The sequence below is a fragment of the Shewanella holmiensis genome (assembly GCF_025370255.1).
In the GTDB taxonomy this organism is placed as follows: Bacteria; Pseudomonadota; Gammaproteobacteria; order Enterobacterales; family Shewanellaceae; genus Shewanella; species Shewanella holmiensis.
Genome location: NZ_JAMTCD010000006.1, coordinates 1 through 17,853 on the forward strand (window position 1 = coordinate 1; position 17,853 = coordinate 17,853).

The 17,853-nt window shown below is 41.0% G+C and carries 17 protein-coding genes; 10 read left to right on the plus strand and 7 right to left on the minus strand.

Annotated features, from left to right (window positions below):
• Positions 1 to 779, plus strand: a 779-nt coding sequence (locus tag NE535_RS06175) for a reverse transcriptase domain-containing protein (RefSeq protein ID WP_261297795.1), incomplete at its 5' end; no start/stop codon positions are given.
• A 113-nt stretch (positions 780 to 892) separates the two neighbouring features.
• Here NE535_RS06175 and NE535_RS06180 read toward each other — a convergent pair.
• From NE535_RS06180 to NE535_RS06200, 5 genes are all read right to left on the minus strand, one after another.
• Positions 893 to 1,150 (minus strand): hypothetical protein, encoded by a 258-nt coding sequence (locus NE535_RS06180; protein WP_261297796.1) that lies wholly within the window; start codon positions 1,148 to 1,150, stop codon positions 893 to 895.
• 714 nt (positions 1,151 to 1,864) lie between these two features.
• A complete protein-coding gene (locus NE535_RS06185) occupies positions 1,865 to 2,803 on the minus strand; it encodes a DUF808 domain-containing protein (RefSeq protein ID WP_261297797.1) in 939 nt (312 codons plus the stop codon).
• Between the two features lie 26 nt (positions 2,804 to 2,829).
• On the minus strand, positions 2,830 to 3,696 hold the full coding sequence (locus tag NE535_RS06190; RefSeq protein WP_261297798.1) for a transporter: 867 nt from the start codon (positions 3,694 to 3,696) through the stop codon (positions 2,830 to 2,832).
• Between the two features lie 147 nt (positions 3,697 to 3,843).
• Positions 3,844 to 4,875, minus strand: a complete 1,032-nt coding sequence (locus NE535_RS06195; RefSeq protein ID WP_261297799.1) for a LacI family DNA-binding transcriptional regulator — start codon at positions 4,873 to 4,875, stop codon at positions 3,844 to 3,846.
• Between the two features lie 44 nt (positions 4,876 to 4,919).
• Positions 4,920 to 5,633, minus strand: coding sequence for a DUF3334 family protein (locus NE535_RS06200; protein ID WP_261297800.1), 714 nt, complete (start codon positions 5,631 to 5,633; stop codon positions 4,920 to 4,922).
• A gap of 269 nt (positions 5,634 to 5,902) precedes the next feature.
• Between NE535_RS06200 and NE535_RS06205 the strand changes: the two genes are divergently transcribed.
• The 8 genes from NE535_RS06205 to NE535_RS06240 all read left to right on the plus strand — a co-directional run bounded on the left by NE535_RS06205 (position 5,903) and on the right by NE535_RS06240 (position 13,660).
• Positions 5,903 to 7,507: a methyl-accepting chemotaxis protein gene (locus tag NE535_RS06205; protein WP_261297801.1), complete on the plus strand. Its 1,605-nt coding sequence runs from the start codon at positions 5,903 to 5,905 to the stop codon at positions 7,505 to 7,507.
• Between the two features lie 100 nt (positions 7,508 to 7,607).
• On the plus strand, positions 7,608 to 7,865 hold the full coding sequence (locus tag NE535_RS06210) for an HPr family phosphocarrier protein (protein ID WP_226410078.1): 258 nt from the start codon (positions 7,608 to 7,610) through the stop codon (positions 7,863 to 7,865).
• Between the two features lie 9 nt (positions 7,866 to 7,874).
• Complete coding sequence (ptsP, locus tag NE535_RS06215; RefSeq protein ID WP_261297802.1) at positions 7,875 to 9,611, plus strand: phosphoenolpyruvate--protein phosphotransferase; 1,737 nt, start codon at positions 7,875 to 7,877, stop codon at positions 9,609 to 9,611.
• A 149-nt stretch (positions 9,612 to 9,760) separates the two neighbouring features.
• Complete coding sequence (gene crr, locus NE535_RS06220) at positions 9,761 to 10,276, plus strand: PTS glucose transporter subunit IIA (RefSeq protein WP_188839594.1); 516 nt, start codon at positions 9,761 to 9,763, stop codon at positions 10,274 to 10,276.
• Between the two features lie 207 nt (positions 10,277 to 10,483).
• Entirely contained in the window at positions 10,484 to 10,825 is a 342-nt protein-coding gene (locus tag NE535_RS06225) for an ArsC family reductase (protein ID WP_261297803.1), read from the plus strand.
• On the plus strand, positions 10,825 to 11,955 hold the full coding sequence (gene dapE, locus NE535_RS06230) for a succinyl-diaminopimelate desuccinylase (RefSeq protein ID WP_261297804.1): 1,131 nt from the start codon (positions 10,825 to 10,827) through the stop codon (positions 11,953 to 11,955). The genes NE535_RS06225 and dapE overlap by 1 nt, the downstream gene beginning before the upstream one ends.
• Positions 11,946 to 12,656: a M15 family metallopeptidase gene (locus NE535_RS06235; RefSeq protein ID WP_261297805.1), complete on the plus strand. Its 711-nt coding sequence runs from the start codon at positions 11,946 to 11,948 to the stop codon at positions 12,654 to 12,656. The genes dapE and NE535_RS06235 overlap by 10 nt, the downstream gene beginning before the upstream one ends.
• 188 nt (positions 12,657 to 12,844) lie before the next feature.
• Positions 12,845 to 13,660, plus strand: a complete 816-nt coding sequence (locus tag NE535_RS06240; protein WP_261297806.1) for an alpha/beta fold hydrolase — start codon at positions 12,845 to 12,847, stop codon at positions 13,658 to 13,660.
• A gap of 137 nt (positions 13,661 to 13,797) precedes the next feature.
• Here the strand turns inward: NE535_RS06240 and NE535_RS06245 are convergent, their stop codons facing one another.
• Positions 13,798 to 15,024 (minus strand): nucleoside recognition domain-containing protein, encoded by a 1,227-nt coding sequence (locus NE535_RS06245; protein WP_261297807.1) that lies wholly within the window; start codon positions 15,022 to 15,024, stop codon positions 13,798 to 13,800.
• Positions 15,025 to 15,136: 112 nt separating this feature from the next.
• On the opposite strand from NE535_RS06245, the gene rsmF reads away from it, so the two are divergent.
• A complete protein-coding gene (rsmF, locus tag NE535_RS06250; RefSeq protein ID WP_261297808.1) occupies positions 15,137 to 16,591 on the plus strand; it encodes a 16S rRNA (cytosine(1407)-C(5))-methyltransferase RsmF in 1,455 nt (484 codons plus the stop codon).
• A 448-nt stretch (positions 16,592 to 17,039) separates the two neighbouring features.
• On the opposite strand, the gene NE535_RS06255 is transcribed toward rsmF, so the two are convergent.
• A complete protein-coding gene (locus tag NE535_RS06255; RefSeq protein ID WP_261297809.1) occupies positions 17,040 to 17,828 on the minus strand; it encodes a TatD family hydrolase in 789 nt (262 codons plus the stop codon).
• Positions 17,829 to 17,853 lie beyond the last annotated feature (25 nt).

Here is a 17,853-nt window from a genome sequence, read left to right on the forward strand (position 1 = left end):
GTCTGTTGGCGCTTATTGGTAAATACCTTCGAGCTGGTGTGATGGTCAACGACCAATTTGAAGCAAGTTTCGAAGGCGTGCCTCAAGGCGGCCCACTCTCGCCATTACTCTCTAACATTATGTTGGATAGTCTGGATAAAGAGCTGGAAAGCCGAGGGCATAAATTCGCCCGCTACGCGGACGACTTCATCATTTTGGTAAAGTCTATTCGAGCAGGAGAGCGGGTACTCAAGAGCATTACTCAATATCTGGCCACTAAGCTAAAACTGGTTGTTAATGAACAGAAAAGCCAAGTGGTTAAGGTAGGTCAAAGCAAGTTCCTAGGTTTCACATTTAACCGCGGGAAGATCCAGTGGCATGCTAAAACATTGCACATTTTCAAACAAAAGATGAGACGGCTGACGAACCGAAATTGGGGCGTTAGTATGGAATATCAGCTGTTTAAAGTGCGTCAATACATGCTAGGCTGGATCAACTACTTTGGCATCGCTAACGCTTATCAAGGATGTGTCGATTTAGACCACTGGATCCGACGTCGTGTACGTATGTGCTACTGGCGTCAGTGGCGAAAACCGCGGACTAAGGTACAAAACTTACTTAAACGTGGCGTCAGGATCCAAGCTGCCGTTGCTTGTGGGATCACAAGTAAAGGCCCATGGCGGAGCTCGAAAACACCGGGTATACAGCAGGCGCTGAGTAATGAGTATCTGAAGAAAGCAGGATTATATTCACTAAGAGACGGATGGATCGCAGTTCATTACCCTAACCAGAGAATTTAGTTAGGGGTTCTAAATGAACCGCCCTGTGCGGAGCCGCATGCAGGGTGGTGTGGGGGCTGGAGGCTAGATACCTCCGGCTACCCGATTAGCAGTACATTACCACCAAACATTTATTATTTTAAATCCTTGTCGTCTGCTACGGAACCACGAGAAAAAAACATTAAAAGAATTTTAGGCATATAACCAATGATAGCTACATAAGAAAATGAAACAGCCCCAATAAACATGCCTAAGACGAGTTCCCAGTTTTGATATTTCCCTGAGCCATTTTCAAGTACGGATAATAAACTAGAACCGAAAACGAACCACATTAGTAAAGCAATAATGAAAGAAAGAACCCTAAAAAGTGGACGAGCTTCATTAGTTTTCATCGAACTCCCTGTACTGCTAACAGCTTATTGAACGGCGCATCATTCAATGTCGGCCATTCAAGTTATTGATTAATAACATCCTAAATTTGCTATCTTATTGATGTAAAGCACTTTTTATTTCAAAAAACGCAAAACAAAGCGTGCAAAATGTTTTTCAATATTATTTTTCGACTTGCTTGCTGAAAAAACATTAAAAAAATTAACATCTTATAAAACCATCACTTCAATAACATCTACTACTTATGAATGATTTTTGACCTTATATTTCGTCAATTTGCCGAAAATCATTACAACTGTATAAATGTACAGGTATAAATGAAAGCGGGCGAATTTATCAAACATAGAAATTAGTGGGGTTGAGTAAACATTAAAAAGGGAGTCGAGCGGTTCAAGTTATTGAATGGCTTCTTCTTCCCTAAATGGCGTGCTCGATGATTATGTTCGAGATAACCCAACTCTGTCCTTAATTTTTTATAATTTAACCTAGTTTATATATTTAATTCAATATTTTACTTTGATTTTTGTTGATTAAGTCACAGTGGGCAATAACGTTAATCCTGAACATCTATGCAGCAGACAATTGATTACCATAAAGGTAAAAGCTCAAACAGACATAACCAATTCCTGCGCAGCTAGACATTAAACCAAACACCACTAACACCACTAACACCGCTCAACTAAGCATAAAAGTGCTACACATTAATGTGAACCTAGCTATGACCGTAATTTTTGCACCGCTGCCATCAAGGCCAATGCTATCGCCCCTGCTGCAACCCCAAACAACGCATTTAATACACTGGGTGTCATTGCGCCTAATACTGCACCAATATAGTCAAGTTGCGACACCCATGTTGCTGCGTGCTCAAATGACTCGCCCACGGCATGTAACCCGTGGGTAAGAATACCGCCACCTACCATGAACATGGCTATCGTACCGACCACGGTTAATGTTTTCATCAGGTATGGGGCTGCTAGAATCAGCTTCAAACCGATATATCGTCCAAAGCGGGTCAATACGCCCTCACCCTGACGCTTATTCAGATAAAAACCGAGGTCATCTATCTTTACGATTCCCGCCACTAAACCATAAACGCCAACGGTCATCACTATTGCAATAACTGACAAGGTTAAAAATTGGCTCATTAAATCAGACTCGGCAACAACGCCTAGACTAATAGCGATAATTTCAGCAGAAAGCACAAAGTCGGTTCGAATAGCCCCCTTGATCTTTTCTTGTTCATAAAGCTGTAAATCTTTCACATCTTGAGCGAGTTTTAGCGCCGCGGCTTGATCATCTTGCTGATGTTGTTGATTTCTGTGAGTGTAGGAATGGTGTAATTTTTCGAAGCCCTCGTAACACAGGAATAAGCCACCAAACATTAACAGCGGCGTAATGGCCCAGGGAATAAAAGCGCTGATCAATAATGCCGCGGGCACCAATATCAGCTTATTACGAAAAGATCCTTTCGCAACAGCCCATACCACGGGTAACTCCCGCTCAGAAGCCACACCGGAAACTTGCTGGGCATTTAATGCTAAATCATCACCCAACACCCCTGCCGTTTTACGTGCGGCAACTTTACTCATAGCCGCAACATCGTCTAAAATCGTTGCAATATCATCAAGTAATGTTAATAAACTTGCACCAGCCATAATCTCGTTATTCCTTTTTAAGCGCGTTATAACGCATATTGCCAAAGTAAACCAAATGAGTCGAAATCGTTGCCAATGCGCGTAATTACACCAGTATTGGCATAAAACTTAAGGCTATGTTGTTGATTTAACGCTAATGAATAAGTTAGACCAAAACGCGAATTGTCCTGTTCATCGTTGGCATCCACACCATTTTTACGGGTTTCACCACCGATAAAGTAATTTGCACTTAAAGATACCCACTGACCTTTAGCCAAACTGTAAATAAGATGGCCTTGAAGTGAATATTGAGGTGCTTTCTCTAAATAAATCCCGTTATAAAACTCATCGTTATCTTGATAGATGCGTACCGTAGTATTTGCGCTGTAATACCAATCGCCTACTTTATATGACACACCAAACCCGGGTCTAAATACCCATTGATTAGCACCAATATTCACTAACTTACTGGCATCATAATCACCAATTGGCGCGGTCACTTGCAAACTCGCCCCCATAACAAAGCCTTCTTTGTATTGGGCAAATTCTTGACGAGTTAAAGACGGTGCACCATAAAAATTCCAGGTTAATCTGAATGTCGGGTCGCTATAACCACAACGTTCACCCTCAACATATTCACCCTGAAATATTGCCGAACCACTAATACAAACCCGACTTGCCACCATGTCGAATTTTGACGAACTGCCGCCTAAATCAAACGTTGCGGCATAGCCTAAAACCCCGGCATTGATTTCCACATCAGAGTCTTTGAGTGGCACTTCAGGCGCTGGCGATAAACCGCCCTGAGAACGGCCATAACCGGCTACCACAAAGTGCATATCAATTGGGATATTCGAATAACTGCGGGGTTCTAAATCTTGTGCTAAACCAGACAAACTTACTAGGCTGCTCATAAGGCAAATAGGGAGGATTATTGGTTTAATCAAGTGTCTAAATGGTCGTATTAGCATTGAATCTCTCAGTCCTTTAATGATGATTGCAACTTGAACACACTGGATAACAGTGTGTTACTGAGTTAGCTGAATACCCTTACCTCAAAATTAATCTGAGGTTGCCCCACATGAATGCCGCACAACAAGATTAGTTGGGATCAACATAGGAGAAACGTCTTGGCCTCGGATCAGTTTTAATAAACTTTCAACCAGTATTTCGCCTGCTAGTTGTGTATTTTGCTTAATGGTAGTCAAAGAGGGATTAGCAAAACTGGCCACTGGAATATCATCATAGCCAATAATTGCAACATCAGATGGCACGTTTACTCCACGCTTCTTCAATGCCCGTAATGCACCAATGGCAATTAAATCACTGGCAGCAAAGATGGCATCAAACGCTATCCCTTTATCTAATAGTGCATTAGCAGCATCAAATCCCGAACTTTCAGTGCTTATCGCATCAAATTGTAACTGCTTGTTCGGTTTTATTTGCTGGGCTTTCAAGGCTTCACAATGACCAAGATAGCGATCTCTAAATTCAGGACTATGACTGGATGAATCCCCTAAAAATGCGATATGTTTTCTGCCTTGGGCCAGCATATGCTCAGTGGCAATCACCCCACCTTGATGATTATCACAACCAATAGATAACACTAATTTATTATTATGTTCGGCACCCCAAATAACAAAGTGGGTATTTTGTGCGAGTAGTTTTTCAAGCTTATGGGCGTAATCCATATAGTCGCCATAGCCTAATAAAATAATACCATCCGCTTTATTGCTGTCTTCATAATCAGCATGCCAATCGCTTGAAAGCTGTTGAAATGACACTAATAAATCATAACCTTGTTGCGCGGTTGCTCGCGTGATTGACCCCAACATAGATAAAAAGAAAGGGTTAATCATTGAGTCATCATTGGTGGGATCTTCACAAATTAACAGCGCCAGAGTGTGACTATTTTGAGTCCGTAAATTACTGGCGTTCTTATCCACTTTGTAATTCATTTCTTTGGCAATTGCTTGAATGCGTTGCCGAGTTTCTAAATTGACTAATGGGCTGTTTCTTAACGCGCGTGAAACCGTAGATTGGGAAACGCCTGCGCGATAAGCAATATCAATGGATGTAGCTTTAGATGCCATGTTTATCGCCTTGCCTGATTCAAGTTACACATAACTGTTCGATATTAAAGACCTAACTCATCAAGTAAATTATCGGCTTCGGCAATGGCAACCCCTTTTACGTTAGTATCTTGCTTGGGGGTGGGTTTAGATGATTTCGGTGGCTTAGATTCACTTTGACGATGGCTTTCAAATAATGAATCTGGATCAAACTCTTCATCCATTTCAAAATCTTCAGAACGCATGAATTCAGTTTTATCCATTGCAAATTCGAGGTAGAAAATATGATTGTTTTCAGTGCGAAATGACACACGACGCGCGACTGCGTTATCAAGATTAGTATCAACAGAAATAGTTAACTCTTTGTTTATGGTTAACATTTTAGGTTGACTTTGACTAATAGAGGTTTGCAGTTCTTTCGAAATTTTGCCGATGAAATCACCTAAAATTTGATTCATCAACTCGCCCATTACGTTGGCAACATCATCTGAAGTGTGCGAAAAAGCCAATTCAGTTTCTGGCATGCCCATATTAATCATATAACGGCGGTATATCTCAATTGCGGCATCTGCCGAAAAGTTGATCACAACTAGGCCTGAAAAGCCACCATCAAAAATAGAAAAACAGCCTAAGTCAGGTTTTAACCGGGTACGTGAAATAGACTGCACCATACCAGCGTGGGTAACATGGCTTGCACTGGTACTGGAAAGTACATGGGAAACTGAATGGCAGAGTTTTAACAAAATATCGTCATTGTTAACGGTTTGATATGCATTCATGGGGGACACCTTATTTTTATAATTGTTCTAATCTTGCGGGTAAAATGATAAAAAATCAAAATTAAAACAACTCTTTAGCTCAATAAGTCAGCTAAAAAAAGTGATTAACGATTAACCTATTGATTTAAAGTTAATTTTAATAGCTTAGCCGTGGGACAACGTTTTAGAAAATTTTGTTCTAACTTCACAAATTTATGACAATAAACACTACAAACTCTGCTTACTCTTATATCCTAGCCTCATCTTGATTTGACCACTTGAGGGCAGAAATGATCGCATCATTACGGCAGTTAACTATATTAAAACGTTTGTTCATTATGCTTATTTTAGCAGCTATCGGCACTGTGTGTTTTGGCAGTTTTTCTGTCAAAGAACAATATGACAATTTGATCCATGAAAAACACCATCAATTAGAAAGCAATATTGCCCTTTTCATTGCAACAGCAAATGAGTTAACAGCAAGTCAATATGATGATAATCATCTTATTGAGCTACTCGACGGTATCAATCAACACAGTCAAAATCCCATTTATCTATTTGATAGTCAACAACAATTACTGTCGCAAACATCAGATCCACTTTTTACGACCCATATTGCCAAATTAACCGATACCAGAGGTAAATTTAGTGTCAGCCATTTACTTGATCAAGCTAAAAATCAATCCCATGCCAATGCCACAATTGAATTCAATATTAACGGCCGCCCGCATACCCGCTTACTGACCGCACAATATGATCGTCAACGAGGATATTTCGTTGTTTCAAACGCAAACACCGATGATATAAACACTAACCTTACACGCATCACCATCAATTATTTGATTATTATGCTGATGATATCGGTGCCGATTTTCATCTTTTTCTTATTACTGAATAGTTCAATCACGACCCCCATCAATACTGTTATTGCGACCATGCAGGATATTGCCGCAGGTGAAGGTGATTTACGCCGCCGCCTAAATGAAAATGGCAAAGATGAAGTCTCTGAATTAGCTAAAGCCTTCAATTTGTTTGTGATTAAAATTGCCAATGTGGTTGGCGAGCTAAACCCAATTGGTCAGCAATTAAATATTAATGCCAGAGAATTATTAACATCGGTAAGCACCTCTCAACACAGTAGCCAAAACGTCAATCAAGAAACCCAAAGTGTGGCCGCTGCCATTCATGAAATGCTGATGACCACTCAAGATATGGCGCGTAATACCCAGCAAACGGCAGAAAGTGCCAGCGCAGTAACAACCCAAGCTCAACATGGGCAGCAATTGATGCAATTAACGGTTAGCCAAAGTGAAGCACTAGGCAACGAATTACGTCATAACGTAGAGGTCAGTGAGACCTTGTCGCAATCTTCTAATGAAATTAGCTCAATTTTAGACGTTATTAAAGGCATCGCAGATCAAACTAACCTCCTTGCACTAAATGCTGCAATTGAAGCGGCAAGAGCTGGCAGCCATGGCCGTGGATTTGCGGTTGTAGCCGATGAAGTCAGGGCTCTGGCCAATAGGACTCAAGATTCAACCAATGAGATCAATCAAATCGTTGCAAAAATTCATCAAGGCATCGCTTTATTAAAGCAAAGCAATAGCGAAACGTTACAACAGTCTGATGACTTGCAGTCAAAGGCTCGCCAATCTAGCGAGGCGATGGCTATTATCTTATCGCTGGTCGGCAATATTAATGATATGACCAACCAATTAGCTAGCGCCACCGAGCAACAAGCAATGGTAACCGAAGAGGTTAATATCAACATCAATGCGATTTCAGATCTCACCGCCCAAGTGGTCAAAGCCAATGAAGTCAATGAACATGAAGCAAATGCGTTACAAAACATCAGCCAAAAAATGGACAATACGTTAAAACAATTTAAGATTTAGCCAACAAAAAACTCAGTCGAATTGCTTGCTTTGATGGCTTGGTACATTAAGGTATAGTAATTCGGTTTTAGTCTTAGTCCTTTAAAAGAGCCTCATCAATATGTATCAAAAAACCGTTACTATTACCGCGCCACATGGTATTCACACTCGACCAGCCGCTTTACTGGTTAAAGAGGCAAAAAGCTTTGATTGTGATGTGATAGTTGAATGTAATGGTAAACAAGCGAGTGCTAAAAGTTTATTTAAACTACAAACCCTTGGGTTATATCAGGGTGTTGAGGTAACGGTAATAGCCCAAGGTGAGCAGGCTCAACAAGCCGTTGAAAGGGTTTCAGAACTTCTCATTACCTTAAGCTAAGAGGTTATCATGCAGGTAAATGGCATTGTGGTATCAACAGGTGTTGCATTTGGACAAGCACTCAATATTAGTACCCACCCTCAACCACTTGATCTGCGTTTACTGCCTATTGCCAATATCGATTCTGAAAAAGACGCCTTAAAAAAAGCTATTCTTAATCTCATTAGCTACCTTCAAGACTGTCAACAACGGGTTTGTTCCTCTTGCGATACGTTTCAATTAATTGATGCCGATATATTGCAGCTTGAAGATGAAACACTTGTTACTGACATACAGCAGCATATTGAACAATATCGCGTCAGTGCAGCTGTAGCTGTAGAACGTATTTTTAACGAGCAAGCATTGGCCATTGCTGATATTGACGATCCCTATCTTGCTAATCGTAGCCAAGATATTTTGTTACTCGCCAAGCGTTTGATTACCACTTTGCAGGGAAAAAGTCAGCACGATTTATCAACACTCACTGAAAATACCATTTTACTGGCAGATGACCTCACCCCCGCCGACTTTGCCATGCTGCCGCTTAAGTTTATTAAAGGCATAGTATTAGAGTCAGGAGGCTTAACCAGTCACACCGCTATATTAGCCCGCTCAGCCGGTATTCCTGCGTTACTCAATTGTCCTTGGTCCAGCCAAGACAGTCATATTGAAGATGGTGCAGTGTTGATCCTCGACGCCATTGAAGGTGTGCTTTACATCCAACCTGATGTGGACATGCAAACATCGCTTGAACATAAGCACGTAGAGCATCTAAAGCAGCAGCAAGCGTTACTGGTATACAAAGATAAACCGAGCCACACCCTTGATGGTCATGCCTTAACTTTACGTGCCAATGTTGGAAATTTGAGTGATATTAGTTCACTAATGTTGGTTGGAGCTGAAGGCATTGGCTTATTCAGAACAGAATTTTTACTCATGAATGCCCAGGCATTGCCTGATGAAGACCAGCAATACAAACTTTACTCAGATGCGTTACAAGCATTAAATGGACAAACGTTTTCCATTAGAACATTTGATGTTGGCGCGGATAAAGACATTCCTTGCTTACAACAGCATACTGAAGAAAACCCCGCACTCGGGGTAAGAGGTATTCGTTACAGTCTGCTCAACCCTAAAATGTTTATTGTGCAAACTAAAGCAATTTTGCGGGCAGCCTGCCATGGTGACATTCGATTAATGTTCCCTATGGTAAGTCAAATTGAAGAGTTGCTTCAGGCATTTGAGCTAATAGAGCAGGCAAAACAACAACTGGTTGAGCAAGGCAAAAAATTTGGCAGTGTTAAATATGGCATTGTGGTTGAAACGCCTGCAGCGGTTTTATCATTAGAAAGTATGTTGCCCTATTTAGATTTTGTCAGTATTGGCAGTAATGATTTAACGCAATATACTCTTGCAGCTGATCGCACTAACCTCAAATTAGCTAACTTATATCCGCCATTATCACCAGCGGTACTCAGATTAATTGCCATGACGATTGAAAAATGCCATCAGGCAAAGGTTAAAGTCTGTTTATGTGGGGAACTCGCAAGCAATGCAAACGTCTTACCATTATTGATGGGGTTGGGATTGAATGAACTTAGCATTAATCCCGCCAGTTTACTTGCGGTTAAAGCGCGTATTGTCGAGGGTAACTTCAGTGCTTTTTATCAGCATGCTCAATCGGTTAAGCAACTTATTACCAACGCAGCGATTGACGAAGCCATAAAATCGTTTAACGTAAGCAGTAAACACTTATTCGGTAAATAAAACCCCCGCCAACTATGCTAATACACACTGATACGGTCGTTTTAAGATTAATCAGAGTATAATCAGAGTATTTAGTTGAGCTTAGAATGTGTTATAAGTTGCCAATAGACAACTATAATCAAAACAACAATAACAAGAGGCTTGCTCTAATGGGATTTTTAAGCCGTATTCGACGACTAATTTCAGGCCAACCAGAACTCACTGGTGGTATCGCTATTTATGCGCCGGTTTCAGGACAAATTGTGCCAATCGAAAAAGTACCCGATGTGGTATTTGCTGAAAAAATCGTGGGTGATGGTATTGCCATCAATCCCGAAGGTGAATTTATTCTGGCACCCATTGACGGCACCATAGGAAAGATTTTTGAGACCAATCATGCTTTTAGCATTGAGTCGCCACAGGGGTTAGAACTTTTTGTTCACTTTGGCGTCGGCACTGTAGAGCTTCGTGGTAATGGTTTTAAACGGCTTGCCGAAGAAGGGCAACAAGTTAAAGCCGGTGAGCCAATTTTGTCTTTTGATTTAGCCTTCTTACAGGGACAAGTGGAAAGCCTATTAACCCCTGTGGTACTTGCTAATATGGAAGACATTAAAGGGTTAGATAAGTCCCCGCAAGGTCATGTTACCGCAGGTAAAGACATTATTTTTACCGTTCAGCTGTCATAGAAAAGATAGCCCTTAAATTACCTCACAGAACTCACGAGATGTGAGTGACACAAAGCAGATATTGAATATCTGCTTTTTTCATTTTTGTCATCAATAATGGGTGAAATATCTTCAAACACGCGCCTTTATCTTGTTCAAGCTTATTCACAATGCCACAATGTTGCATCACACCCCAAAGCGCAGTAAATCATTAAGGGAGTATTCAGATTGAAGTTATATGGTATTAAAAATTGCGATACAGTTCGTAAAGCGCGTAAATGGTTAGAAGCACATAACATTGACCACCAATTTCATGACTTTCGTGAACAACCTCTGACTCAGGAAAGTGTTGCTCAATGGTGTCAAATCCTAGGTTGGGAAACGGTATTTAACAAGCGTAGTACCAGTTTTAGAGGCCTTGATGAAGCTCAAAAAACCGATTTGACCGAACAAAAAGCCATCGCTTTAATGCTGGAACACCCAACCCTAATCAAACGTCCCGTACTAGAAAGCCAATCCAAGGTAATGGTTGGTTTCAAAGATGCTGACTATCAAGCGTGGTTCAAATAATGAGTAGTGTTATTGATTTAGCCAAAAATTTACTTTCTCGCGCCTCGGTAACGCCACTCGATGAAGGTTGCCAGCCATTAATGGCCGAACACCTGAGTAAAATTGGATTTAATATCGAATCTATGGTGTTTCACGATACCACTAATTTGTGGGCTCGTCGCGGTACTGAAGCTCCTGTTTTTTGCTTTGCAGGCCATACTGACGTTGTGCCTACAGGCGATTTAAGTCGTTGGCATACACCACCTTTTGACCCGACCATTATTGATGGCTATTTGCATGGCCGTGGTGCTGCTGATATGAAAGGATCTTTGGCGGCTATGATCATTGCCACTGAGCGCTTTGTCGCCAAGCATCCTGATCATAAAGGCTCAATTGCCTATTTGATCACAAGTGATGAAGAAGGCCCATTCATTAATGGCACGCCCAAAGTGATTGAAACCCTTGAAGCCCGTAATGAAAAAATTACCTGGGCGTTAGTTGGCGAACCCTCATCAACCCACAAACTGGGTGATGTGGTGAAAAATGGTCGCAGAGGTAGCTTAACAGGCAACCTAACGGTGAAAGGTATTCAAGGGCACGTTGCCTACCCTCACCTAGCAGACAACCCCATTCATAAAGCTTCACCGGCATTAGCAGAACTGGCACAAATGCACTGGGATAACGGCAATGAGTTTTTCCCTCCGACCAGTTTTCAAATAGCGAATATCAACGGTGGAACGGGGGCATCCAATGTGATCCCTGGTGACCTCCAGGTCATGTTTAACTTTAGATACTCAACCGAAGTGACTGCTGAAGAATTGATCCAGCGAGTACTGAGTTTATTAGACGCGCACGGATTAGATTACGACATTAATTGGGTATTCAATGGTCTACCATTTCTAACCGGCGATGGACCATTACTTGAAGCCACTAAGCAAAGTATTCGTGAAATCACTGGCTATGATACCGATCCACAAACCTCAGGTGGCACATCTGATGGGCGTTTTATTGCCCCTACTGGTGCGCAGGTTATTGAACTAGGTCCTGTTAATGCGACTATTCACAAAATCAATGAATGTGTCAGTACTGCGGATCTTGAGTTACTCACCCTTTGTTATGAGCGTATATTGGAAAAACTATTGTGCGACTAGGTACAATTAGCGAGGCGACAAACTCAACAATTATGCATCCAAATCTATATGGCTTGGATGCATCTGCATTAGTTGAGTTTGAATCTTTACTATTACAAAGCGATACCGCGACGGCATTTGCGGCTATGCGAACTGCGGCACAAAAAGATGGCATTCAACTTGCCATCTGCTCAGCATATCGCAGTTTTGATAAACAATTATCTATTTGGAATGCCAAAGCAACAGGCAAACGTCAATTGCTTGATTTACAGCATCAACCAATTGACTTCATGTCTTTGTCATCACAACAAATTATCGACTCAATTTTACTTTGGTCTGCACTTCCTGGTACATCTCGACATCATTGGGGCACAGATATCGATGTGTATGACGCCAATAATATCAACCATGATAATTTGCAATTAGTCGCCAAAGAATATCAAGCTGGTGGCCCTTGCCACAGCTTATATCTGTGGTTACAGCAAAACGCACAGCAATTTGGTTTTTACTTTCCTTTTCAACACGGAAAAAGTGGCGTCAGCACTGAGGAATGGCATTTAAGTTACTTTCCTATCGCTAGCGGTTACACTAGCCTATTTTGCGGACAAGACTTAGCAAAAGTACTGGATAATGCCGAATTTGAGCTAAAGCAGCCTACATTAACTCAACTTGACAAACTGGTTAGCCATTACGTTAAATTTGTTGCTCATCCACCATGTTAACCAATAACTATATTGGATCAGTTCATCAAGTACTGCATTTTTTAACTATGCATAAAACTGATAGGTAGCGATAAACAAGTTCAATAAATTAGGCTGCTGACATCCACCACCCTGATTATTTTTGGGTTATATTTTTACTGGCAGCGAACAATCATCAAAGCCATTTTCATTCATTATTGAGTTTTATTATGTTATCCAATTCAAAACAAGGTTTAATCGACCAACAACCATTGCATTACACCGACAATGGTCAAGGTGATGTGATTGTGTTGTTGCATGGTTTATTTGCTGATAAGCACATTTGGCAAGCCCAAGTGCAGTATCTAAGTGAGCACTACCGCTGTATTGCGATTGACTTGTGGGGCCATGGAGACAATAAAACCATTCCAGCAAAAACAAGAAACTTAATTGATGTGGCTACACATATAACGCAGCTATTAGCTGATTTAGAAATTGCCCAATATCATATTGTTGGTCACGGTTGTGGCGCAGCAATCGCTGCAGAAATGGTGTTACAACAACCATCAAAAGTAAAATCACTGGTCATGCTTAATGCATTTATTGGCTTTGAACCAGAAGTCAATTGCGTCAAGTATCAGCAGTGGTTAGACGTAATGAACCAAACAAAAACTATCACAAAAGAACTCGCCAACACGATCAGCACCTTGATGTTCGCTAAGGGACAACAGGATATCAATCTTGTAAATCAATTAAGCCAACAGTTAAGCAATATCGATAGCCAGCAGATCCCAGTATTAAGCCGTTTTGCCCATATGGCTATTTATAAACGTGACACCATGGAGTTGGTAGAGCAATTAACTTTACCGACTCTGGTTATCATCGGCGTGGAAAATCAACTGAGAACCGTATTAGAAAGTTACCTAATGAGTGATGATATTGATGGCGCAAGCTTACATCATCTTGCTGATGCAGGGCATTTAGCCATGGTTGAACAACCTGAACAAATCAATACATTATTGCATCACTTTTATCAGCAGCAATAATCAGCCACTTAACCTGTCACCTTATTCGCACTCTGCATGCGGATAAGGTACGACTCTTATTTGAGTCAGCCGTGTGTTTGAGTCAGCCGAGCATACTAGCTGGCAAAGCTTTACAAGACTATAAAGCAAAGTTCAGCCTAACCATAAAACCAGTAACACACCGTAATGGCCGCAATGATGCCGCCTAAGTCTGCCGCTAAGCCACAACTTAGCGCATGGCGTCCATTTCGAATACCCACAGAGCCAAAATAAACCGCTAAAACATAAAAGGTCGTTTCTGTGCTGCCTTGAAATATTGCCGCCAATCGCCCTGCAAATGAGTCAACACCGTGATGATCCATGGTTTCTAACATCATAGCTCTAGCGCCCGAACCACTGAAAGGCTTCATAATGGCGGTGGGCATCGCATCGATAAAGCGTGTGTCATAACCCATCCAAGACACTAAGCCTGCCAATCCTTGCAACACATAATCGAGTGCACCAGATGCCCTGAGTAATCCAATGGCTAACAGCATTGCTAACAGATAAGGAATAAGCTTAATTGCCTGATCAAAGCCGCCTTTGGCGCCTTCAATAAACTCATCATAAATGGCCACTTTTTTTATGCCCGCCACAATCACAAAACTGAGAACCAGCAGTAATAAAATGCCATTACCTAACACGCTAGACACCTGGCCAATCGCCTCGGCGCTTAAGCTGAGTAAATAAAACATCGAAGCCATTAATAATGACAGCAACAGCGCGCCGTATCCAAGAATGACGCTATTGAATAATGAGATACGTTGCACAATCGCCACCACAGTTAAGCCAACAAATGTCGATGCGCAAGTTGCCAGCAAGATGGGGAGGAATATTTCAGCTGGTGATGCCGCGCCCTGCTGAGCACGGTATAAAAACACCGTAACAGGAACCAATGTCACAGAAGAAGTATTGAGTACCAAAAACAAAATTTGGGCATTGGTCGCCACAGTTTTGTTAAGGTTCAAGCTTTGCAGGTCTTGCATCGCTTTTAACCCAAGAGGAGTCGCAGCATTGTCTAATCCAAGCATATTGGCGGTTAAATTCATACTAATACTGCCATAAGCTGCATGACCACGTGGTACTTCCGGCATTAATTTGGATAACAAGGGTTCGAAAAGTTTGGCAAATAATCCCACAACGCCGGCTTTCTCACCCACTTGCATTAAGCCCATCCATAACGCTAAAACGCCGATCAAACCAAGCGAGATTTCAGCCGCCAACTTTGCGCTGGCAAATAGTGCACTAACAGAATCGTTTAAGACCGTTACATTACCTGAAATCAGCTGCAATAATATGGCAATCGCCGCAGTGATAAAAAAACCTAACCAAACTCGATTCAGCACACCCTTTCCTTTTTAAAATGGTTATGGGTTTGTCTTCCCAATGCACCCAAGCGGTCACATTCCGTGATATGATCCTGTTAATTATGCCACGAGAGTGAACAATGTCTGCATTATGGTTCAATTAAATCCAAATTTTATCAAACACATCGCTAATGAATTACCAGAACATCTTTGCCTAGATGAGTTTATCGCTATTTGCGATAAGCCATTGCGTAAATCTATTCGAGTTAATACCTTAAAAATCAGCAGTGCTAACTTTATCCAGTTAATGGAACCTAAAGGCTGGCAATTTGAGCCTATTCCCTGGTGTAATGATGGATTTTGGATAAACCATGATGAAGAATTGCAACCTGGTAATCTCATTGAACATATTCAGGGACTATTTTACATTCAAGAAGCCAGTTCAATGTTACCGCCTACTGCATTATTCGATGGCATATCGCATCCAGACATGATTTTAGATGTGGCTTCTGCCCCAGGTTCAAAAACGACCCAAATAGCTGCTTTGATGCAAAATCAAGGCCTATTAGTTGCCAATGAATATTCAGCAAGCAGAGTGAAAGTGTTGCATGCTAATGTGTTGCGAATGGGCGCAAGTAATGTAGCCCTTACTCACTTTGATGGTCGCGTATTTGGCGAGTATTTGTATGATACCTTTGATGCTATTTTATTGGATGCACCTTGCGGCGGCGAAGGTACTGTAAGAAAAGACCCTAATGCCTTAAAAAACTGGGATATTAGTGACGTAACAGCTATCGCTGATACTCAAAAAGATTTAATTGAATCTGCTTTTCTAGCATTAAAAACCGGTGGAACCTTAGTGTATTCAACCTGTACATTAAGCCAATTAGAAAATCAGCAAATTTGTTATCACTTGCAGCAAACCTACCCAGATGCGGTAGAATTTATGCCATTGAACGATTTATTCCCTAATGCACAAGCAGCTTGTACCCCTGAAGGTTTTTTACACGTTTGGCCACAAATATATGATAGTGAAGGTTTCTTTGTCGCTAAAATCAAAAAAACGGCAACCGTTGAGCGGATTAAAAAGCAGCCTAAAATGCAAAAAAACTTCCCTTTTATACCCGCGTCAGAAAAACAAATACAGGCACTAACACAATATTTAAATGCCAGCTTTGCTATTAGCTTGCCTACCGACAGTTTTGTCATGCAACGCGATGATGAGTTTTGGTTATTTCCGGATAGTTTCAATACACTTATAGGAAAAATGCGCTTTCAACGTATAGGTGTAAAACTGGCGGATGCGATGAAAAAAGGTTTTAAAGTCAAACATGAAGCGATACAGGCTTTAGTTGGAACGACTGCAACTAACCCTCATTGTATTGAACTATCAGCCCAGCAAGCACAACAATTTTTGATGGGCCGTGACATTGAAACAACAAGTTTTAGTATTGAAAATCAGCAATGGTTATCGCAACATCCCCAGGGCGAAATGTTGGTTAGCTATCATCAAAGCGTTTTAGGTGTGGTAAAGCATTTGGGCCATCGACTAAAAAACAATCTTCCACGGGAATTAGTCAGGGATAATGTTGCCTTCATTGAATAGCCAGCATTTAATTTATCGCCTTAAATGTCACTATTTTCTGAAAAAGTGACCCAATAAAAAAGCCTGAAGCAATTCAGGCTTTTCTTTACTCAATTATTATAAGCGATACTGGCAAATTAATTTTTCATTCGAATCGAGCTTAACCATCTAATAAATAGCGAGTTTATCGGACAAATCGTCGTTAACCCAAAAGAAGTACGCAAATAAAACTTATTTTTTAGGCAAAGCTCAAAAACACTGTCTATAATTTATACACAATGTCCCTCCACTCTAGCGCACGGCTCTGTAAGAGCCATTCCCCTAGGCTCAAAACAACTGGATCGTTTTGAGTCTTTTTTTTGTCTAAAATTTAATACTATTAAATGTGCAAAAACAGCTGATTGATATGCATTGAATATCTTGATCTGTTGATATTGATAACAGTTCAATTAAGCATTTTTATTGGTCATTATCTGCCCACTAATTTGGCAGCATCTTTAAACAAGGTGAAGAAGTTTTCTGATGTGTAATCAGCCAAATCCTGATATTTTTCGCCGCGCAGCTCAGCCACAAACTCGGCAACATCTTTAACGTAAGCCGGTTGGTTTTCTTGTCCCCTATGGGGAACTGGCGCAAGATAGGGCGAATCGGTTTCAACTAACAATCTGTCTTTAGGGACTTTACGAATAACACTGCGTAAATCACCTGCATTTTTAAAGGTAACTATGCCAGACACAGAGATGTAAAAACCAAGATCAATTGCCGCTTTTGCCATCTCCCATGTTTCAGTAAAGCAATGTAGCACACCAGCCACTTTATCGGCTTGGCCATTTTTTAACATGGCAATGGTGTCTTCTCTAGCATCACGGGTATGGACAATTAAGGGTTTGTTCACTTCAACGGCTAAAGCAATCTGTTGCTCAAAGCATTGCTGCTGTAATTGCTTGGTTTCATCGGCATAAAAGTAATCTAAACCTGTTTCACCAATGGCGACAACTTTAGGATCGGTTGCGAAGCGTCTGATTTGTGCAACATCTAAACCTTCTTTAACATCTAATGGGTGAACACCAGATGATAAAAATACATTATCAAACTGCGCAACTTTTTCACGCATTTGCTCAAAACCTTGCTGACGCACATTGACACATAGCAAATAATCGACTCCTTGAGCCTTGGCATTATTCATTATCGTTTGCATAGAAACATGATCAGGGGCCGCTTTTAAACGGTCAAGGTGGCAATGTGAGTCAATTAGCATAGTAAAAAAGATGATTTAAACAAAT

Coding starts and splice junctions, on each gene's coding strand:
- NE535_RS06240 (WP_261297806.1), top strand. CDS start 12,845: ATGTTATCCAATTCAAAACAAGGTTTAATCGACCAACAACCATTGCAT.
- rsmF (WP_261297808.1), top strand. CDS start 15,137: ATGGTTCAATTAAATCCAAATTTTATCAAACACATCGCTAATGAATTA.
- NE535_RS06195 (WP_261297799.1), bottom strand. CDS start 4,875: ATGGCATCTAAAGCTACATCCATTGATATTGCTTATCGCGCAGGCGTT.
- dapE (WP_261297804.1), top strand. CDS start 10,825: ATGAGTAGTGTTATTGATTTAGCCAAAAATTTACTTTCTCGCGCCTCG.
- NE535_RS06185 (WP_261297797.1), bottom strand. CDS start 2,803: ATGGCTGGTGCAAGTTTATTAACATTACTTGATGATATTGCAACGATT.
- NE535_RS06255 (WP_261297809.1), bottom strand. CDS start 17,828: ATGCTAATTGACTCACATTGCCACCTTGACCGTTTAAAAGCGGCCCCT.
- NE535_RS06210 (WP_226410078.1), top strand. CDS start 7,608: ATGTATCAAAAAACCGTTACTATTACCGCGCCACATGGTATTCACACT.
- NE535_RS06180 (WP_261297796.1), bottom strand. CDS start 1,150: ATGAAAACTAATGAAGCTCGTCCACTTTTTAGGGTTCTTTCTTTCATT.
- ptsP (WP_261297802.1), top strand. CDS start 7,875: ATGCAGGTAAATGGCATTGTGGTATCAACAGGTGTTGCATTTGGACAA.
- NE535_RS06190 (WP_261297798.1), bottom strand. CDS start 3,696: ATGAGCAGCCTAGTAAGTTTGTCTGGTTTAGCACAAGATTTAGAACCC.
- NE535_RS06200 (WP_261297800.1), bottom strand. CDS start 5,633: ATGAATGCATATCAAACCGTTAACAATGACGATATTTTGTTAAAACTC.
- crr (WP_188839594.1), top strand. CDS start 9,761: ATGGGATTTTTAAGCCGTATTCGACGACTAATTTCAGGCCAACCAGAA.
- NE535_RS06205 (WP_261297801.1), top strand. CDS start 5,903: ATGATCGCATCATTACGGCAGTTAACTATATTAAAACGTTTGTTCATT.